Origin of the sequence: Sphaerisporangium rufum (assembly GCF_016863395.1) — a bacterium.
In the GTDB taxonomy this organism is placed as follows: Bacteria; Actinomycetota; Actinomycetes; order Streptosporangiales; family Streptosporangiaceae; genus Sphaerisporangium; species Sphaerisporangium rufum.
The window spans coordinates 75,726-94,061 of record NZ_BOOU01000014.1 but is presented as its reverse complement, the minus strand read 5'-3'; the positions used below and the strand labels follow the sequence as shown (position 1 = coordinate 94,061).

The 18,336-nt window shown below is 74.4% G+C and carries 15 protein-coding genes; 4 read left to right on the top strand and 11 right to left on the bottom strand.

The window, feature by feature from the left end; all coding sequences use genetic code 11:
• Window positions 1-231 precede the first annotated feature (231 nt).
• Complete coding sequence (locus Sru01_RS06000) at window positions 232-1,578, top strand: extracellular solute-binding protein (protein WP_203982857.1); 1,347 nt, start codon at window positions 232-234, stop codon at window positions 1,576-1,578.
• Here the strand turns inward: Sru01_RS06000 and Sru01_RS05995 are convergent.
• The 4 genes from Sru01_RS05995 to Sru01_RS05980 all read right to left on the bottom strand — a co-directional run bounded on the left by Sru01_RS05995 (window position 1,565) and on the right by Sru01_RS05980 (window position 4,774).
• Entirely contained in the window at window positions 1,565-2,086 is a 522-nt protein-coding gene (locus Sru01_RS05995) for a DUF6114 domain-containing protein (RefSeq protein ID WP_203982856.1), read from the bottom strand. The genes Sru01_RS06000 and Sru01_RS05995 overlap by 14 nt on opposite strands.
• The gene (locus Sru01_RS05990) at window positions 2,077-2,715 is read right to left on the bottom strand and encodes a DUF6230 family protein (protein ID WP_203982855.1); all 639 of its coding nucleotides are present in this window, start codon (window positions 2,713-2,715) and stop codon (window positions 2,077-2,079) included. Before Sru01_RS05990 ends, Sru01_RS05995 begins: the two co-directional genes overlap by 10 nt.
• Before the next feature lie 223 nt (window positions 2,716-2,938).
• Window positions 2,939-3,640 (bottom strand): DUF2306 domain-containing protein, encoded by a 702-nt coding sequence (locus tag Sru01_RS05985; RefSeq protein WP_203982854.1) that lies wholly within the window; start codon window positions 3,638-3,640, stop codon window positions 2,939-2,941.
• Window positions 3,641-3,691: 51 nt separating this feature from the next.
• Complete coding sequence (locus Sru01_RS05980; RefSeq protein ID WP_203982853.1) at window positions 3,692-4,774, bottom strand: DUF2855 family protein; 1,083 nt, start codon at window positions 4,772-4,774, stop codon at window positions 3,692-3,694.
• 279 nt (window positions 4,775-5,053) lie between these two features.
• Between Sru01_RS05980 and Sru01_RS05975 the strand changes: the two genes are divergently transcribed.
• On the top strand, window positions 5,054-6,274 hold the full coding sequence (locus tag Sru01_RS05975; RefSeq protein WP_203982852.1) for an acyltransferase family protein: 1,221 nt from the start codon (window positions 5,054-5,056) through the stop codon (window positions 6,272-6,274).
• Between the two features lie 738 nt (window positions 6,275-7,012).
• On the top strand, window positions 7,013-8,380 hold the full coding sequence (locus tag Sru01_RS05970; protein ID WP_203982851.1) for an outer membrane protein assembly factor BamB family protein: 1,368 nt from the start codon (window positions 7,013-7,015) through the stop codon (window positions 8,378-8,380).
• 93 nt (window positions 8,381-8,473) lie between these two features.
• Here Sru01_RS05970 and Sru01_RS05965 read toward each other — a convergent pair whose 3' ends face one another.
• The 7 genes from Sru01_RS05965 to Sru01_RS05935 all read right to left on the bottom strand — a co-directional run bounded on the left by Sru01_RS05965 (window position 8,474) and on the right by Sru01_RS05935 (window position 16,878).
• Window positions 8,474-8,803: a YciI family protein gene (locus Sru01_RS05965; protein ID WP_203982850.1), complete on the bottom strand. Its 330-nt coding sequence runs from the start codon at window positions 8,801-8,803 to the stop codon at window positions 8,474-8,476.
• 134 nt (window positions 8,804-8,937) lie between these two features.
• Window positions 8,938-10,596, bottom strand: coding sequence for an MFS transporter (locus tag Sru01_RS05960; protein ID WP_239136983.1), 1,659 nt, complete (start codon window positions 10,594-10,596; stop codon window positions 8,938-8,940).
• 622 nt (window positions 10,597-11,218) lie between these two features.
• A complete protein-coding gene (locus Sru01_RS05955) occupies window positions 11,219-12,298 on the bottom strand; it encodes a prephenate dehydrogenase (protein WP_203982848.1) in 1,080 nt (359 codons plus the stop codon).
• A gap of 343 nt (window positions 12,299-12,641) precedes the next feature.
• Window positions 12,642-13,445 (bottom strand): TIGR03084 family metal-binding protein, encoded by an 804-nt coding sequence (locus tag Sru01_RS05950; protein ID WP_203982847.1) that lies wholly within the window; start codon window positions 13,443-13,445, stop codon window positions 12,642-12,644.
• 109 nt (window positions 13,446-13,554) lie between these two features.
• Window positions 13,555-14,667 (bottom strand): carboxymuconolactone decarboxylase family protein, encoded by a 1,113-nt coding sequence (locus Sru01_RS05945; RefSeq protein WP_203982846.1) that lies wholly within the window; start codon window positions 14,665-14,667, stop codon window positions 13,555-13,557.
• A 31-nt stretch (window positions 14,668-14,698) separates the two neighbouring features.
• The gene (locus Sru01_RS05940; RefSeq protein WP_203982845.1) at window positions 14,699-16,351 is read right to left on the bottom strand and encodes an FAD-dependent oxidoreductase; all 1,653 of its coding nucleotides are present in this window, start codon (window positions 16,349-16,351) and stop codon (window positions 14,699-14,701) included.
• Window positions 16,348-16,878: a DUF5987 family protein gene (locus Sru01_RS05935; RefSeq protein ID WP_239136998.1), complete on the bottom strand. Its 531-nt coding sequence runs from the start codon at window positions 16,876-16,878 to the stop codon at window positions 16,348-16,350. Before Sru01_RS05935 ends, Sru01_RS05940 begins: the two co-directional genes overlap by 4 nt.
• A gap of 509 nt (window positions 16,879-17,387) precedes the next feature.
• On the opposite strand from Sru01_RS05935, the gene Sru01_RS05930 reads away from it, so the two are divergent.
• Window positions 17,388-18,167, top strand: a complete 780-nt coding sequence (locus tag Sru01_RS05930) for a helix-turn-helix transcriptional regulator (RefSeq protein WP_203982843.1) — start codon at window positions 17,388-17,390, stop codon at window positions 18,165-18,167.
• Window positions 18,168-18,336 lie beyond the last annotated feature (169 nt).

Here is an 18,336-nt window from a genome sequence, read left to right as displayed (position 1 = left end):
CTTCACCCGTGCTCTCCCCCGGTCTCCCCCGATCTCCCCTCCGCCGGGCCAGGCCCCGGCAGCGCACGGGCGAAGATGCGGGGACACCGCCGGGCGCCCACCATGGCGGACAGGACAGGTTCCCCGCGTCTGGCGAGCCCGGCGCGCGAGCGCGCCCCGGGCGGGTCGGTCCGCGACCGCCCCCGCGCGACGTCCCGGGGCCGGCCCCGCTCTCGACGAAAGGATCAGGACGTGACCGAGCCGAGCCGCTCCGACCGCATCGTCATCGACGCCTTGTTCTCCGGCTACACGTTCCCGAACTTCCTGGCGCCCATCCAGCGGCGGGCCGAGGAGTTCGAGCGGCTGCACCCCGAGTACAAGATCAACGTCGGCAGCCACTACTTCCAGAACCTGGCCGAGGAGATCTCCAAGGCGACGCTGGCCGGCCGGCCGCCGACGATGGCGTCGTACTACAGCGGCGCCAGCCAGCTTGCCCGCGACACGCTCACCGCGGACGGCCGGCCGCTGTACACCTCGGTGGAGAAGGCGATCGGCGGGCGCGCCGAGATCCTCGGCCACCCGGTGGTGCTGGACGACATCGTGGCCGCCGGCCGGCACTTCTACACCATCGACGGCACGTTCGCCGCGCTGCCGGTGACGCTGTCCACGATGCACATGTACACCAACACCACGCTGCTGCGCGCCGCCGGGATCGACGAGGTGCCGCGCACCTGGCAGGAGATCGAGCGGGCGTGCGCGGCGGTGGCCGCGCTGCCCGGCGGCCCGCCGCACGCGATCAGCTGGGCCAACGACGGCAAGTTCTTCCAGCAGGCCCTGGCCCACCAGGGCGCCCTGCTGGTGGACCAGGACAACGGACGCACCGGGCGGGCCACGAAGATCGACCTGCGCTCGCCGGAGATGATGGCGTACGTCATGTGGTGGTACCGGCTGTTCCGCGATGGCCACTACCTGCACACCGGCAAGCTGGAGGACTGGGCGGGATCGTCCCAGGCGTTCGCCGAGCAGCGGGTGGTCTTCCGGTTCAGCTCCTCCTTCGAGTCGCCGTACATGGTGAAGGCCGGCCGGGAGAACGGGTTCGAGGTGGCGGTCACCCCGACCCCGCACAACGGGGACGTCCCCTTCGCCGGCAACTGGATCGGCGGCGACGCGATGTGGCTGGCCGACGGCCTGGACGAGGCCACCCGGGACGGCGCGCTGGCCTTCATGCAGTACCTCAACAGCCCGCGCAACGCCGCCGAGTGGCACAAGGTGTACGGATCGGCGCCGGTCACCGGCGCGGCGGCCGCGCTGCTGGAGCGCGAGGGCTGGTACGACGAGCACCCCTACCACCGGGTGGCCACCGAGCAGCTGGACCTGACGACCGGGGCGCCGGGGGCGCAGGCGGCGGTGCTCGGCCACTTCGCGCAGATCCAGCACGAGATGATGTTCGCTCTGGAGGACATGATGGCGCGCGGCGCCGACCCGGCCGAGCGCTGGGAGCGGGCCGCCGTGGCGGCCGAGGCGCTGCTGGAGGACTACGGCGCCTCGTGCACCGGCCCGGGTCCGCGGGCCGCGCACTGCCTGCTCATCGACAGCTGACACCGTCGCCGGCATCCCCGGCGGCCCTCCCGGCGGCCCTCCCGGCGGCCCTCCCGGCGGCACCGTCCGGCGCGCCGGCGCCGGCGGGGGTGCCGGGCCCCGCCGGGGCTTCGGGCCCGGCCGGGCCGTCCGGGGCCGCCGCCGGGGCGGGGGCCGGCGTCCAGGCGACGGTCAGCGCGCCGCCGAACAGGCCGAGCACCAGGCCGAGCAGGAAGCCGCCCACGTTGGCGTACACCACCGAGGCGACCGACAGCAGCAGCGCCACCATGCCGAGGAACACCCGCTGGGCCGGCTGCCCCCAGACGAGCACGCCGGTGATGATCATCATGATGGAGATCAGGTACGCCAGCCCGGCCTGCGCCGAGTGCAGCACCAGCGGCAGCGCGTCCAGCGAGAACGGGATGCTGAGCAGCTCCGCGCCGGCCAGCAGGGTGAGCAGGCCGCCCCAGAACGGCCGGGAGCGCCGCCAGGCCCGCCACCGCGCCCGGGCCGCCCGGATCAGAAGCACTCGTGGTCGCCCTTCAGCACCCGCAGCGAGGTGTTGGGCAGGTCGATGGTGGTGGCGCTGAGCGCGAGCAGCACCTGCCGGACGTTGCGGTTGACCACCGAGACGGCCTGCGAGCCGACCGTGCCGGGCGGGCCGGCCACGCCGGGAATGGCGTCCAGCGTGCTGGCGTCCAGGCCGACCTGCAGCCCGGTGTAGGTGGGGTGGCTGTCGATGCTGATCACCTTGGCGACCTGGTTCTCCGAGGTCACCGGATGGTCGTACCGCCCGGCCAGCGTCCGGATCGTCACATCGCCGAACGGCGTCGCGGTCAGCACGCTCTGGCACAGGTCGTAGGTCTCCACGTACCGGCCGGCGATGATGTACACCGGGATGCGGGTGCCGTCCTTGGTCGTCACCACGCCGCCGAACTCCTCGACGCCGCGGGCCCGGATCTCCCGGATGGCCTGCTTGATCTCCTGGCCGGCGACCACGAACGAGGCGCCGATCGCACCGGTGACCGTGGCGGTCAGCAACCCGGTGGCCGCGGCCGCGGCGGGCACGAACACCACGGTGAACCGGCGCCACCGCACCCGTCCCGGCTCCCGCGCCGGCGACCCGCCGGACTCCGTCCGTTCCCCTGCGCCGGTCACCGCCGCCCACCTCCCCGCCTCGCGGCCGCCCGCACCGGCGGCGCGGGCCTGCCCCGAGCATGGTGAGGCACGCCGGCCGCCGTCGACCCGGCCACGCGGCACCTCGCGGCGGTTTTCCGCGTTTCTTCACCGGACATGACGAAAGCCGCGCCTCGCGGCGCGGCCGTTGACCCGGCGGCGGGCGGCCGATGACCGCCGGCCACCGGGCCGGGACCGTGGTGCGCTACCGGGTGCGCGATCCGCGCAGCACGCCGGTCCGCCCCTCGGTGTGGTACAGCCACCACTGCACGAGCATCAGGTTGAACACCCAGCCGACCCAGCGGGCCGCCTCCAGCATGTGCAGGAAGGAGACCTCGAACGGCATCCGCATGAGCACGTTGACGATCAGCACGCCCCAGATGTTGTTCATGATGATCGCGAAGCTGTACAGCATGAACCGGCGGTGCAGGTCGTAGCGGCCCTTGCGGGCGTAGACGACGGCGATCACGGTGAAGGCGATCCACAGCGAGGTGGCCGCGGCGACGCCGATCTGGCCGACGGTCGGCGCGAACCGGACGATGATCAGGCCGACCGTGCCGCCGACCAGGGCGCCGGCCACGTAGACGCGCCCGCTGGCCCGGTGCACGGCCGGGTGCCGGCGGCGCAGCCACGGCCACACCTGGAAGCAGGCCGAGATGATCGCCAGGGTGCCGGCCACCATGTGCACGACCAGCAGCGGGTAGTACGCCGGGAAGCCGTCGTGCGGCGGGGTCGGCGCCTTGCTCTCCGGCACGTACGGGCTGATCTGGTAGAAGAGGTAGGCCACCACGAGCGCCATCAGCGGCGCGATCCATGGGCGGCGCCACCAGGAGCGCGGGGCCCGGCCGGAGCCGGGCGCCGGTCGCGCCGGGGCGGCCGGCGCGGCGTTGCGGGTGTCGAGTGTCACGCTTGCTCTCCTCCTGCCCGGGCTCGGCCCGGCATGTGCTGGTCTAGGTGATCAGGGGCGCAGCACGTGGCCGGTGTCCGGGGGCAGCGTGCCGGTGAGCACGGCGGCGAAGGCCTCGGTGATCGCCTCCGGCCCGCGCCCCTCGCGGACGGTGAGCCACGAGGTGGTGCTGTTCAGGAAGCGCTCCTCGGACTTGGCGTAGCGGCCGTAGTAGGCCTCGGGGCCCTCCTGCTCGGCGGTCTGCCACTCCACCGCCGGGGTGAAGAACACCTCGGCGGCCGGGCCGGGCAGCCCGGGCGGCGGCGGCACCATGGCCTCGGGGTGGGTGAAGCCGATGAGCGTGGTGGTGCGCAGCTCGCCGGCGAAGCGTCCGGCGACCGCGAGCCGGACGCCGGCGTCGCCGGTGCAGTCCACGAAGACCGCCGGCCCGGCGAGGTTCAGGGTGTCCAGCTCGTCGTAGGTGGTGACCGTGTCGTACAGGCCGAGCCCGGCGGTGAACGCCGCGTTGCGCGCCGAGGTGACGGCGGCCGTCTCCAGGCCCAGGCCGCGGGCGGTGATCTCCTCGACCAGCCCGATCGCCACCTTGCTGGACGCGCTGGTGACCACCAGCGCGCGGGCGCCGGCCGCGGCCTGCCCGGCGAGCATGTCGGCCAGGTTGTAGGCGGCGGGGTAGACGGGGTGGATGAGCGTGCGGCGGTCGTCCAGCGCGTCGGGCTCCTCGGCGCGCTCGAAGTGCCAGTACCACGGGTGCAGGAAGTGCCGCTGCGGGGTGCCGTCGGCGAAGCCGCGCGGGGTGGGCTGCGGGGCCACCACGTGGTGGGTGGACATCGGCAGATAGCCGAAGTAGCGCTCGCCGGGCGCGATCTCCGGGTGGCGCGACTCCTCCACCCGCGCGTGACCCCACACCGGGACCCGGCCGTACCCCTCGGGACCGGGGAAGGCGTCCCAGAAGGGGATGTCGGACGCGCCGAACCGGGCGTAGGTGGCGTTGTTGGCGGTGAGCCCGAACTTCTCCACGGCCAGGCGGACCTCGCCGGGCCGCAGGTCGGGGCAGGAGGCGGCGCGGACCTCGCTCGCGGTCAGATCGTCGCGCTTGTAGACCAGGTCCCATCTGTCCGGCTGAGGCACTGTCATCTCCTTGGGGTGGCGCGGGTGGGCGGCGTCGGCCCACACGGCCACATCGTTTCGCCGCCCCGGGCGCCGCGCATCTCCTGGATTGCGGGGTGCCGCGCGGCCCGCACCCCGGCAGGGAAGGCGAGGAAAGTCCGCAATACGGAATATGTGCGATCGGCCGCGCGCCGCCACGCTGGTGGCTACCGGCTCGGTGGGTGGCGACCGCCCGATCGTGGCGACGCCGTTCGGGCGGCCGCTCGCTCGAGCCTTCGCGAGCCCGAACGTGGAAAGGCACCCGAAATGGTGGATTCCCCGCCCCCTCCCACCGTCCGTCCGCACATCACCCGGCTGGACTCGCTGACCGGAATGCGGTTCCTCGCGGCGGTCTGCGTATTCATGTTCCACGGGTTGTGCACCATGCTGTTCGCCGACCGCAGCTGGCAGATGACGCCGGCGCCCGGCCCGCACGCCATGGTGTTCTGGCAGGGCAACTGGACCTCGGTCAGCTTCTTCTTCGTGCTGAGCGGCTTCGTGCTGGCCTGGTCCCGGCGGCCGGGCGACACCGCGGCGCGGTTCTGGCGCCGCCGGGTCTTCAAGATCTGGCCCAACCACCTGCTCACCCTGATCGCCGCCGCGGTGCTGTTCGGCGGCCTGCTCGGGCTGCCGCTGGACGGGACGACCGGCGTGCTCAACGCCTTCCTGGTGCAGTCGTTCTGGCCGCAGCAGGAGGTCTGGGCGAGCTACAACTCGGTGTCGTGGTCGCTGTCCTGCGAGGCGCTGTTCTACCTGCTGTTCCCGCTGCTCATGCGGTACATCGACCGCATCCGCCCCGAGCGGCTCTGGGCGGCGGCCGGCGTCGTGCTGGCCGCGGTGTTCGCCGTCCCGCTGGTGGCCACGCTGCTACCGGACGGGCCGTGGCAGCCGCTGTCCCAGTCCGGGCCGGTCGCTTTCTGGTTCACCTCCAAGTTCCCGCCGGTGCGGCTGCTGGAGTTCGTGTTCGGCCTCCTCCTGGCCAGGATCGTCGCCACCGGCCGGCGCGTCCCGCTCGGCCTCGGCGGCGCGACCGCGCTGACCGTCTTCGCCTACGTGGTGGCACCGCTCTTCCCGCTCACCTACCCGCAGGTCGCGGTCACGCTGCTGCCGCTCGGCCTGATCATCGCGGCCGCGGCGGCGGGCGAGGCCGCCGGTGTCCGCGCCTGGACCGGCGGCCGGGTGATGGTCTGGCTGGGCGAGACCTCCTTCGCCTTCTACATGTGCCACCTGCTGATACTGGTGTTCACCGGGTCGGTGCTGCTCGGCGGTCGCGGCGCGTCCACGCCGGTCGCGCTCGGGGTGCTGGCGCTGGTGTTCCTGGCATCGCTGGGCGTGGCGGCGCTGCTGTTCCACCTGGTGGAACGGCCGATCATGCGCCGGTTCGCCACCTCGCGCCGCCGCCCGCTGCCGCCGCTGGCGCCCATCCCGCCGGGCCCGGGCACCACGCCGGCCGAGCCCGCGCTCAACGCGCCGGACCCCGGACGCTGACCGGGCGCTCGGTACGCGGCTTTGCCGGAAATACTGTGCTATTCGGCCAGACAGCTCGGTGAAGCGGTCAATATCCTGCTCTCCGTGACATACGGGGAGACACATCGGCCGGCTCCGGCAACGGGGGGCCCCGGTGGCGGGCCCGGTGGCCCGCCACCGGGGCCGCCGGGGGCGCCCGGGCAGCCGGGGCCGCAGTACGGCCCGGCAGAACAGTACGGACAGTACGGCCCCGAGGGGCAGTACCGGCAGGGCGGACAGTACGGGCAGAGCGGGCAGCCGGGGGGCCGGCCCGGGTCCGGGCCGTATCCGCCGCCGGGCGACGCGGGGCCCGGCGGACCGTACCCGCCGCCGCAGGACGCGCCCGCCCCCTGGCCGGCCCAGGGGCCGGGCGGGTATCAGCAGGGGCCCTATCAACCCGCCCCGAACCAGCAGGCCCCGTACCAGCAAGGACCGCACCAGCAGGGGCAGCACCAGCAGGCCCCGAACCCGACGGGTCCCTACCAGTACGCCCCGAACCAGCAGGCTCCGAACCAGCAAGGGCCGTACCAGCAGGGGCCGTACGGGCCGGGGCCCGGCGCGCCGGGCTACGGGCCTGCGGGGCCGGGCCCTGGACCGCAGCCGGGGTACGGCCCGCCGCCGGGCGGATCACCGTACGGGACGTCCGGCGGCGGGTGGCCGCCGGCCGGCCCGCCGCCCGCGGGCGGGGGCCGGCGGCGCGGGCCGTGGATCATCGCCGGGGTGGCCGCGCTGGCCGTACTGGTGGCGGTGGCGGCGGTCCTGGTGATCCGCCCCTGGGAGACCGAGCCGGGGGGCGCGGTCGCCGGTGACGGCGGCGGGGGTGACGGGACCGCGGAGCTGGCCGGGCAGGTGGGCTGGGCGGTGAAGTCCGCCGGGCGGCCGCGGCTGGTCAACGGCGCCGAGGGGTTCGGATCCTGGGTGGCCGGCGAGCTGTTCGTCCGCGCCGACAACGACGTGATCAGCGCGCGGGACGCGGCCGGCAAGGAGGCCTGGGGGCTGCGGCCGCCCGAGGGCGCCATGTTCTGCGGGGTGAGCCGGGAGGCGGTGTCCGGCACGATCGCCATGGCCTACGGCAAGGTGCAGACCAACACGGTGGCCACCGGGCTGAAGAGCGTGTGGTGCACCAACGTCGTGCTGGTCGACCTGGCCACCGGCAAGGTCCGCTGGGACGCCGATCTGACCGGGACCGACAACTACCGGACCCTGCGCCGGATCGGCAGCTCGCCGAACCAGGGCATGTCACTGGCCATCGCCGGTGACACCGTGGTGGTCGGGTACTACTGGAGCGCGGTCGGGCTGGACGTGGCCGGCGGCCGGATCCGCTGGGAGATGAAGAAGATCCCCACCAGGGCCGGCGACTCGACCTGCGTCGTCGAGGACGTGCTGGCCGGGCGGACCGGCGCCGTGCTGCTGGCCGGCTGCGACCGGCGCGACCCGGCGGCGGTCATCTCGGTGGATCCGGCGACCGGCGACCGGCGGTGGCGCGCCGACCTGCCGGCCGAGACGCTCGGGGACACCCTGACGGTCGGCCGCTCGCTGGTCTCGGCGGACCCGCCGGTGCTGGCGAGCCGGGGTGGCGCCGCCAGGAACGGGCGCTACCTGGTGCTGGACGACTCCGGCCAGGTCGCCGCGACCATCCCCCAGCGTGGGTCCTGGGGCGAGCTGGACATGAGCCCGCTCGGCTTCGGCATCCGCCGGGCGCGGTACCGGACGATGGTCGGCGCGGACACCCTGGTCACGGTCACCGCCGAGCAGCGGGTCAACCAGCTGCGCTCCACCAACCAGGTGGTGGCCTTCGACCTGCGCAGCGGGCGGCCGAAATGGACCGCCGGCCTGGGCCCGGAGACCACGGCGGTGCCGGCCGCCGTCGACCGCGACACGGTGATCGTCATGCGCACCGGGACCTACGAGGCGCCGCCCCAGGCCTACCGGCTGAAGCTGGCCGACGGGAAGGGCGGCCCGATGGGCCCGGCCTACGGCCGCGATCTCATCTACGCGCCGGCCGGCAGCCTCTTCCGCTTCACCGGAAAGGCGCTGTTCATGGCGAGCGATCGGGGCATCAAGTTCAGCGCGGTCCTGCTCCGCTGAGCCGCCCCGGCGGCCGGGCCGGCTCGGAGAGAACGACGTCGCCGCGGCGAGCGGGTGGCTCGCCGCGGCGACGGGTGTACCAGGGTCCGGCGGTCAGCCGAACAGTGGGCGCACCTCGATGCCGCCCCGCCAGGTGCCCGGGCTGAGCTTGGCGATCTCCACGGCGTGGTCGAGGTCGCGGGCCTCGATGACGGTGAAGCCGCCGAGCACCTGCTTGTCGTCGATGAACGCGCCGTCGGTGACGGCGTCCTTGGTGACGGCCTTGGCGGTGGTGCTGGGCTGGAAGGCGTACCCGGCCACGATGGTGGCACCGAGCTCCTCGACCTTCGCGGCGTAGGCGCCGTGCGCCTCCAGCTCCTCCTGGGGGGCGTCCGACCAGTCGGCGGGGGCGGGCGCGTAGAGCAGAATGCCGAACTGAGCCATGAGGCTCTCCTTCCGTCGTCTTCTCGGTTATCTCATAGCGCGGACCGGTCGCCGGGCCGCCGGTGACAGTTCCGGCGGCGGCGGGGTCCGGGTCGTGGGCGCGCCGGCCGGCCAGCGGCGGCCGGCGCGGGGTGTCACGCCTCGCGGGCGGCGACGGTGACCTCCTCGCGGTCCGCGGCGGCGGGACCGGCGGCCGGGTCCGCGGCGGGGCCCGCGGCCGGATCGCTCGCCTCGCCGGCCGCGGCGCCGCCCGCCGGGGCCTCGCCACCGCCGGCCGGCGGCTGCCCGAAGGCGGGCAGCTCGCGCAGCACGACCGCGTTGAGCACGGCCACGCCGAGGACGATCAGGGCGCTGATGGCCGCGACGATGTGCAGGCCGGTGGAGAACGCCTCGCGGGCCGGGGCGAGCAGCGTCTCGGCCACCTGGCCGGGCAGGCCGCCGGCCGCCGCGGTGGCGCCGGCGACGCTCTCCCGGGCCGCGTCGGCCGCGGCGGCCGGCACGCTCGCCGGGATGGCGTCGGCGATCTGCGTGCGGTACACCAGGGCGCCGATCGTGCCGATGGTCGCGATGCCGATGGCGTACCCGAACTCGTTGGCGATCTGGCTGAGCGAGGACGCCGACCCGGCCTTCTCCGGCGGGACCGAGCCGACGACCAGGCCGGTGCCGAGGGTGAGCAGCGGGCCGCCGCCCAGGCACCAGATCGCGTACCCGATGATCATGCCGGCCGCGGAGTCGGCCTGGGTGAGCACCACCAGCCCGGCCACCACGATCAGCAGGCCGCCGGCGATGAGGCGTCCGGGGCGGATCTTCCCGGCGAGCTGCGGGCCGACGGTGACGCTGACGATGCCTAGCACCAGGCCGGGCAGCAGGCCGAGTCCCGCCTGCAGCGGGGTCATGCCGGCCACCGACTGGAAGTACTGCGCGACGAACAGCATGGTGGTGCCGGTGAGCGCGCTGTAGAACAGCATGCTGGTCAGCTCGGTGTTGAAGATCTTGTTGGTGAACAACCGCAGGTCGAGCAGCGGGTCGGCCAGCGCGCGCTGGCGGCGCAGGAAGATCACCGCCATGGCCAGGCCGACCACCAGGGCGACGACCGGGACCGGCGCGAAGCCCTGCTTGGCGATCTCCTTGACGCCGTAGATGAACGGCAGCACCGCCACCAGGGACAGGAGCACGCTGGTCAGGTCGATGCGGCCGGCCTGCTCGTTGCGGTACTCCGGCAGCAGCATCGGGCCGGCCACCAGCAGCAGCACCATCGGCGGCACGCCGAGCAGGAAGACCGAACCCCACCAGAAGTGCTCCAGCATGACGCCGCCGACGATCGGGCCGATGATCGCGCCCAGCGAGAAGGAGCCGGCCCAGATGCCGATGGCGCTCGCCCGCTGCTTGTCGTCGCGGAACATGTTGCTGATCAGGGAGAGCGTGGAGGGGCCCAGCGTGGCGCCGGCGATGCCGAGCACGGCGCGGGCGATGATGAGGCTGATGGCGCTGGTGGAGTACGCCGCGACGATCGAGGCCAGGCCGAACGCCGCCGCGCCGATCAGCAGCAGCTTGCGGCGGCCGATCCGGTCGCCGAGGTTGCCCATGGTCACCAGGAAGCCGGCGACCATGAATCCGTAGATGTCCACGATCCACAGCTGCTGGTTGCTGCCGGCGCCGAGGCGGGCGCTCAGCTCGGGCAGCGCCAGCAGCACCACGAAGATGTCCAGGGATACGAGGATGGCCGGTAACGCGAGTACGGCCAGGCCCACCCACTCGCGTCGTCCAGCCTTCGGCTGCACTGCGTCGGTCACGTTCCTATTCCTCTCTTCGTCGGCCGTGAAGCAGCGAATGGCCGCCATTAAGGGATATGGTGCGATTTACGGTGGATCTGCTCGATATACGGGTGGCAAGTCCGGAGTCAGCGATTCGGGAGGAACCCGCCATCGACCTCCGGAAGCGGCACCCGCCTCCCCGTCCCGGCCGCCGGACCGGCGGAATCGCCGGCGTGCGGGAGATTTCGGCGAGCGGAGCGACCGAGGATCGCCAGGAACGAATTCGACGCCGGCGCGGACCGGAGCTCCGGCGCGTCCCGTATCTGGTGACGGGACGGGGCGGCGGAACGCCGGGCCGCCATCGCCAGAAACCCGGCAAAGCATTCTTTAGTACGACACACCGCCACCGACTTCCGCGCGGTCGCCCGGACATGACTTCGTCGACATACCACGCAATGCGGGCAAACCTCCGAAATCTCGCCATGCTTTCCACCTGTCATGCCGGCCGGTGATCTCCTTCCCGCCGGCGACGCCGGGCGGTGACTTTCCGCTGATGCTCTCCCCAGCATTCTCCCGTTCCGGCACCGCCGGCACTTCTTCCAAAATGCTCTCCCGCGCCGCTCCGCTCGGATTTCACCCGACGGGATATGGCGGGCGCGGGTCAGGCGGCCCGCCGGCCCACCCAGGCCTGGGCCGGGGCGGCCGGGACGGGGGCGGTGTCCGGATCGGCGGGCGTGGCGATCCGGGCGCGACCCAGGTTCCCCCGCGACAGCAGACCGGCCAGGACGGCGGCCGGGTGCCCGGCCCCGGGCGCGGACGCGCCGGTCCGGCCGGCCTCCGCCGCCGGCCGCGGGCCCGGGGTCCGGGCCTCGGCGGCGCGCAGGGCGGCCGCCGCGGCGGCCAGGTCGGCCGCCACCGCCTCCAGCACCGCGGCGACCGGCCCGGCGTTCTGCCGGAGGATGTCGGACCACAGCTCGGGCGGGCCGGCCGCGATCCGGGTGGTGTCCCGCAGGCCCTGCCCGGCCAGCACCAGCGCGTCCGCGCCGTCCTCGGCGAACCTGGCCGCCAGCGCGGCGGCGACCACGTGCGGCGCGTGCGACACCGCCGCCACCATCCGGTCGTGCTCGGCGGCGGCCACCGCCCGCGGCACTCCCCCGCACAGCAGCACCAGCCCGGTGACCAGCGCGACGGCCGCCGGCGAGGCACCGGCCGGGCACAGCGCCCACGGGCGTCCCTCGAACAGCCCGGCGCGCCCGGCGGCCGGCCCGGAGATCTCCCGGCCGGCCATCGGGTGCCCCGGCACGTACGTCGCCAGGTCGCAGCCGGCCCGCCGGGCCGCGGCGACGATCCCGGCCTTGGTGCTGGCCACGTCGGTGTAGGCGGCGCCCAGCCCTCGCCGCTGCGCGTCCCGCAGCACGGCCGGCACGGTGGACGGCGGGGTGGCGATGACCACCACGTCGGCGGGTGGCGTCTCCGGCCCCAGCACGGTGCCCGCGCCCATCAGCTCGGCCTGCGCCAGCGAGGCGGCGTCCCGGTCGGCCAGCGCGACGTCCACCCCGGCCCGGCGCAGGCCCAGCGCGACCGAGGTGCCGATGACGCCGGTGCCGATGACCGTCACCCGGCGGACGGCGGTCGCCGCCGTCCCGGCCGGCGGCCCGCCCGCCGGTCCCGCCGCCGCCTCGGTGTCCCGGAGCGGCCGAAGACCCGGCGCCGTGCTGCCCGCGACCGTCGCGATCGTCATCTGTCCGCCACCTTTCCGCACTGCTCGGCGGGACCGGTTCCCGCACCACAACTGTGCGGCCCGGCCGGGGGCGGGGGTAAGCGGTGGCGGCGGCAGCAAGTTGCCCCCGCGCCGCCGCTTCCTGCCACCCGCCGCCCCACGCCCTCCGCGCATGCCGAACGGCCCCACCGGCACGCCGGTGAGGCCGTTACGAGTGATCATCGGGCGAAGCCCGGCAGGCCGGCTGCCGTGCGAGGGGCGCGGCGGTGGAGTGAGGAGGAGGGAGGGTGAGGAACGATCCCGAGCGACGAACGAACCCCGCCGCCTCAAGGCGCCCCTCGCCGCCGGGCGGAGCCCGGCAGATTTACACAGCGGCGGGGGTGAACTGGCCGGGGGTGCGGCCGGCGCCGGCCGGGCCGCGGTAGCACTGGGCGATGTCCAGCCAGTGGTCGGCCTCGTCGCCGGTGGCCACCACGGCCAGGTCGTCGCGGTGCCGCCGCCGGGTGACCAGCAGGCAGAAGTCGGCCGCCGGGCCGGTGACCTTCTGCGGCGAGTCCGCCGGCCCGTAGGCCCACAGCTCTCCGGAGGGCGCGGTGAGCTCGAAGCGGAACTCGGTCGCCGGCGGGGTGAGGCCGCGGGACAGGTAGCCGAAGTCCCGGGTCAGCACGGCGAACACCACCAGGTGCTTGAGCCGGTCGGTGAACTCGCGGCGCGCGCCGAGGGCGTCCATGACGTCCTGCCCGTGCGCGAACTGCTCCATGATGCCGGCGCAGGCCAGGACGATGGGCGGCAGCGGGTTGACCAGCCACGGCACGACCTGCCCGGCCGGTACCGCGGCCAGCGCCTCGACGACTCCGGCGCGCTCGGCGCGCCACTTGCCGAGCAGCTGCTCGGGGGTATCCCCGGCGTACAGGCCGAGCGCGGCGTTGACCGCGCCGTTGAAGTCGTGCTCGGCCCCGGCGATCATGGCCTGGAACGCCTGGGCGTCGGACGCCGCGGTCCGGGCCAGCCGGAAGATGAACGTGAGGTGGGCGATCTGGTCGAAGATCGTCCAACCGGGGGCGGGGGTGGGGGTGCGCCACTGCGACGCGTCCAGCCCGGCCACCAGGGCGTCGAGTTCCTCGCCCTCGTCGGTCAGGGCCTGGAGCACCTCATCGAGCTCGCTCACGCGATCCGTCCTCTCAACTGGATGGGCAGGTCTGTGCGGGTCGGGCGGGCCGGACTCACCGGCGGTCCCGGGCGGGCCGGATTCGCGGCGGCGCCGGGGCGTGCCGGGCTCACCACCGGTCCTGTCCGGCGTGCCGGCCGCCGAGCGCGACGAACCGGCCGCGCGCGTCCCGGGGCCGGGCACCGGCCGGGACGGCGGGGCGGAATCCGGCGGCGACCCGGCGGGCGGCGGCCATGCTCGCCCAGGAGGTCAGCTCGACCAAGGCCGGGTCGCCGGGCGTGCCCGCGCGGTACTCCCCGATCACCCGGTCGTCCACCTGATAGGCGGCCATGGCGGTGAGCAGCGCCAGCCGGCCGGCCGGACGATGCTCGGGGGCGAGGCCGGCGGCGGCGTCCGCGGCCCAGCCGCGGCCGAGGCCCGGCGGCTCGCCGTCCCAGCCGGCCAGCCGGTCGGCGACCAGCTCGCGGACCGGGCCGGGCACCGACCGCCGGCCGGCCCGGTCGATGGCCGCCGCCGCCCGGGCGAAGGCGCCGGCCAGGTTCGGGTCGCCGTGCGCGAAGGCCAGGTCGGCGGGCAGCGCGGCGGCGGGCAGCAGGGTCAGCGACTCCCCGGGCACCGCGGCGCGGCGGGCCGCCGGCCGCATCATGGTGCCGAAGAGCCGCAGCAGGCGCCGGCGCGCCCGGACGGGCAGTCCCGGCGGCAGCGGCGACTCGCCGAGGAAGACGCCGACCATCCGGTTGAGGTAGTGGAAGGTGACCGCCACCGCGATCAGCTCGCGGGCCTGGCCGGCCGGTGCCGGCGGGCCGGCCGGGGCGGCGGTCCCCGAGCGCCGGGCCCACCCGGCGATCCCGTCCGCGGGCGCCGGCGGGTCGCCGGCCGGGCCCGCCGACCGGGCCAGCGCGTCGCCGGTGGCCTGGTGGACGTCCACGCAGTACGGGCAGGCGTTGGCCGCCGAGACCCCGGCGGCCACCGTCTCCTTGACCACGCGCGGCACCGTCCCGGCGGCCAGCAGCGACTCGCGCAGCATCGTCCAGGACGCGGCGAGCGGCCCGGCGGCCGGCGAGTGCAGCAGGATCGGCGGGGCGAGCATGCCGAAGTCGCGCGCCGCCTGCGCGTACACCCGGGCGACCGCCGCCTCGGCGGCGCGCGGCGGCACCGGCGTGACGTGCCGGACCTGGCCCAGCACGCCGGGCAGTGTCAGACGGGTCAGCACCTTGCCCATGGTTCTCCTTGGCTCCCGGCCGGCCGGGCGGCTAGCGGGTGAGGGTGGGCAGCAGCGGGGTGACGCCCCGGCGGCCGCTGGTGCCGCCGCCGGGGGCGGGGGCGCCGTAGGTGACCTCGACGCCGCGCTCCTGGGCGGCCCGCACGATGCCCGGGACGGCCCGCTCGGCGAGCGCCGAGATGGTCATAGCCGGGTTGACGGTGAGGGCGCCGGGCACCGCCGAGCCGTCGGTGACGAAGATGCCCGGGTGGCCGCGCAGCTCGTGCCGGTCGTCCAGCGCGGAGGTGGCCGGGTCGTCGCCGATGCGGCAGGACGACAGCGGATGCACGGTGTAGGCGCCGACGACGTCGTTGGTCCACGCCGCGACCTCGGCGATGCCGTCGCGCTCCAGGATGTCCTTCACCTCGGCGTCGGCCATCGCCCACGCGCGCAGGGTGCTCGGCCGCGGGTCGTACTTGAGCCGGCCGACGCCCAGCATCTGCTGGGAGAGCCGGTCAGCGTTGCCCTTGGCGGGCGGCGGGCCGAAGACGCCCTCGTTGTCGTCCTCGATCATCTGGAAGATGATCAGCCAGGACTGCCAGCGCTTGAGGATCTCCTTCTTGTCCACGCCGAACCAGCTCGGGCCGGTCGCGCCGGGCACCTCGGCGAGGATGGTGCCGAGGCCGGGCGGGAAGTACAGCTGCTCCAGCGAGTAGCGGGTGTACTCCGGCAGCGAGCCGTCCAGCCGGTCCCAGCTGGCCACGACCGGTCCCTTGCCGATCTGGTTGGCCGCGTAGCCCAGGCCGTCCTCCCGGGTGAGGCCGAGCACCTCGCGCACCTTGTCCTCGTTGAGGATGGCGGTGTTGAGCCGCTCGCCGTTGCCGGAGAAGTAGCGGCCGACCGCGTGCGGCATCTTCCCCAGGGTTTGCTCGCTGCGCTGCAGGATGACCGGGGTGGCGCCCGCGCCGGCGGCCAGCACGACGATCTTGGCGTCGATGGTGCCGGACTCGCCGCGCAGCCGGTAGTCCTCGGCGTCCATGACGTCGTAGTGCACCCGGTAGCCGCCGTCGCCGGTACGGGAGATCTGCTGCACCTCGTGCAGCGGGCGGATCTCCGCGCCGTGCGCGACGGCGGCCGGCAGGTAGTTGAGCAGCAGCGACTGCTTGGCGTCGAAGTGGCAGCCGGCCATCATCCAGTTGCAGTTGGTGCACTTGGACAGGTCCACCGCGGCCGGGACCGGGTTGGCGGTGCGGCCCGCGTGGTCGCAGGCCGCCGCCCACAGCCCGCCGGCGTAGGTGACGTCCTGCCAGCCCTGCTGGGTGATGGAGATGGACTCGGCGACCCGGTCGTACCAGGGGTCCAGGGTGTCGCGGCTGACCGCGGCCGGCCACATGCGCCGCCCGATGCTGCCGTGCCGCTCGAAGACGAAGCGCGGCGCGCGCGGCATGGCGGCGAAGTACACGACGCTGCCGCCGCCGACGCAGTTGCCGCCGAGGATGCTCATGCCCTCGCCGACGACGAAGTCGAAGGCCCGGGTGTAGGACGAGCCGAGCTTGAAGTCGTGGTCGAAGTCCGGGGCGGTCAGCCAGGGCCCGCGCTCGAGCACGACCACCTTGGCGCCGCCGGCGGCCAGGTGGTAGGCGGTGATCGCGCCGCCGAAGCCGCTGCCGACGACCAGGACGTCGGTGCGTTCGGTGCTGCTCATGCCGGGCTCCCTGAGGGCGTCGTGTCGGGGTGCAGGCGGGCCAGCGGCCGGCCGTAGCCGAACCGCGGGAAGCGCCAGCGCCCGTCGGGGTCGGGCGGCGTGATGCCGAGGGCGGTCAGGCCGGGGTGGCCGGCGGCCAGCGCGTCGGCGGTGTGCATGTGGGCGGCCGAGTCGAACGCCATGTTGCAGAACAGCGCGAGGCTGACCCACAGCGCCTTCTCCGGGTGGCCGGGGGTGGTGATCCGCCGGACCAGCTCGGTGCGGTCGGCGAACGCCAGCGCGACGAACGGCGGGACCGTCTCGTCCAGCGTCAGGCCGGTCTCGGCCGCGTACGCCCGGGCGTGCCCGTCCAGCGCGGTCGCGAACCCGTCCAGGCTGTCGTGCAGCCCGGTGGCGTCCCAGCGCAGCAGTTCGAGGGCACCGGCCGCCACCGCTCCGCCGCCGGCGGCCGCGCCGGCCACGGCCCGGTCGTCCGGCGAGCGCCTCTCCCCGGGGATGATCGTGTCCGCGAACGCCTCCAGGGTCATCGTCACGGCCTGATCTGGGTCTGCGGTTGCCGGTCGCATAGGCGTTTCCTCGTCCGTCTCGGTCGACTGCCGACCCGTTCATGGTTCGTTCCGGGCCGTCGCCGCCGCATCTTCTGAGTTGCTTTGCGGCCGCCCGCGCCGCACGCCGGCGCCGGCCCGGCGCGCCGACCTCCGGATACCCGCCGCCCGGCGGCGGCCGTCCTATTGCCGAGGCCGGGAGGACGGCCGGAATACCCCGGCCGGCCATCCCCAGGACGAAAGGTATATCCGCAGGCTGGGGGCGGATAGGGGTTGTCGGGGAAGGGCACTGCACCCAATTCTGATGACGTGGCCGAGTGCCGTGGACGCGCCGGCGCCTAGCGCCGTTCCTCCCGGTTTGCACACCATGGCCCGCGTGGGACCCATCGGCCGCCGTGCGGCGCGAAGGATGACGGAGGCTCGTGATGAAGGGATCTCCCGTGTCGATTCGGGGTCAATTCTCACCACCCTTCCAACGCACGGGGGGAGCAATGGAGAACGCCATCGAGCAGGCAGTGCTCAGGGTCGTGAAAAGCATGCACGAGAATCTCGGCGAGCAATTGACGATCAATGACATGGCCCGTACGGCGATGTTCAGCAAGTTCCATTTCTCCCGGGTATTCCAGCGGGTCACCGGACTTTCACCGGGCCGTTTCCTTTCCGCGGTCCGGCTGCAGGAGGCCAAGCGGCTGCTCGCCTCGACCTCGCTGACCGTCACCGACATCAGCCACCGGGTCGGCTACTCCAGCGTCGGCACCTTCAGCTCCCGGTTCACCAGCAGCGTCGGCCTCTCGCCGACCAAGTACCGGCAGCTGCGGACCGCGGCGCCGCAGATCATCATCGACCGGTGGGGCGAGACGACCGGCGACGGCGGGACCACCACGGTGCGCGGCGCCATCTTCTCCCCGCTGGCGGACCGGCCGATCTTCGCCGGGCTGTTCCCCGACCGGATCCTGGAGGGCCGGCCGGTGCGGTACACCGTGCTGTCGGAACCCGGCCCCTACGTCCTGCCGGACGTCCCGCCCGGCGAGTGGCACCTGATCGCCCGGTCGGTGGCCGACGGCTTCGAGGACGCCGACCACCTGCCGGCGGGCGCGGACGGCGGCGTCTGCGTCGGCCGGCTCGGGCCGATCACCGTGCGCCCGGGCGCCGGCACCGCCGTCGCCGATCTGCGGCTGCGCCCGATGCGCCCGCTCGACCCGCCGGTACTGCTGGCGCTGCGCGACGTGCTGCCGGCCCGGGCCCCCGAGCCCGCCGAGCTCGTCCACTGATCCCGCCGCCCGCGCCCCTCCGCGCTCCTCCCCCGGAATCCGGCCGGCCGCGTCCGTCCAGAATTGCGGCCGGCACGGGCGCGGTAGGTCGTCCGCGGGCCACCGCCCGGCACCGCCCACCCGGCGGAACCGGCAGAACCCCCAGAACCGGCAGAACCGTCGAGCCCGC

Excerpts from the sequence above, each read along its gene's own strand:
- Sru01_RS05935 (WP_239136998.1), bottom strand. The coding sequence starts at position 16,878 with ATGACCCTGGAGGCGTTCGCGGACACGATCATCCCCGGGGAGAGGCGC.
- Sru01_RS05955 (WP_203982848.1), bottom strand. The coding sequence starts at position 12,298 with ATGACGATCGCGACGGTCGCGGGCAGCACGGCGCCGGGTCTTCGGCCG.
- Sru01_RS05940 (WP_203982845.1), bottom strand. The coding sequence starts at position 16,351 with ATGAGCAGCACCGAACGCACCGACGTCCTGGTCGTCGGCAGCGGCTTC.
- Sru01_RS05965 (WP_203982850.1), bottom strand. The coding sequence starts at position 8,803 with ATGGCTCAGTTCGGCATTCTGCTCTACGCGCCCGCCCCCGCCGACTGG.
- Sru01_RS05975 (WP_203982852.1), top strand. The coding sequence starts at position 5,054 with ATGGTGGATTCCCCGCCCCCTCCCACCGTCCGTCCGCACATCACCCGG.
- Sru01_RS05945 (WP_203982846.1), bottom strand. The coding sequence starts at position 14,667 with ATGGGCAAGGTGCTGACCCGTCTGACACTGCCCGGCGTGCTGGGCCAG.
- Sru01_RS05980 (WP_203982853.1), bottom strand. The coding sequence starts at position 4,774 with ATGACAGTGCCTCAGCCGGACAGATGGGACCTGGTCTACAAGCGCGAC.
- Sru01_RS05930 (WP_203982843.1), top strand. The coding sequence starts at position 17,388 with ATGGAGAACGCCATCGAGCAGGCAGTGCTCAGGGTCGTGAAAAGCATG.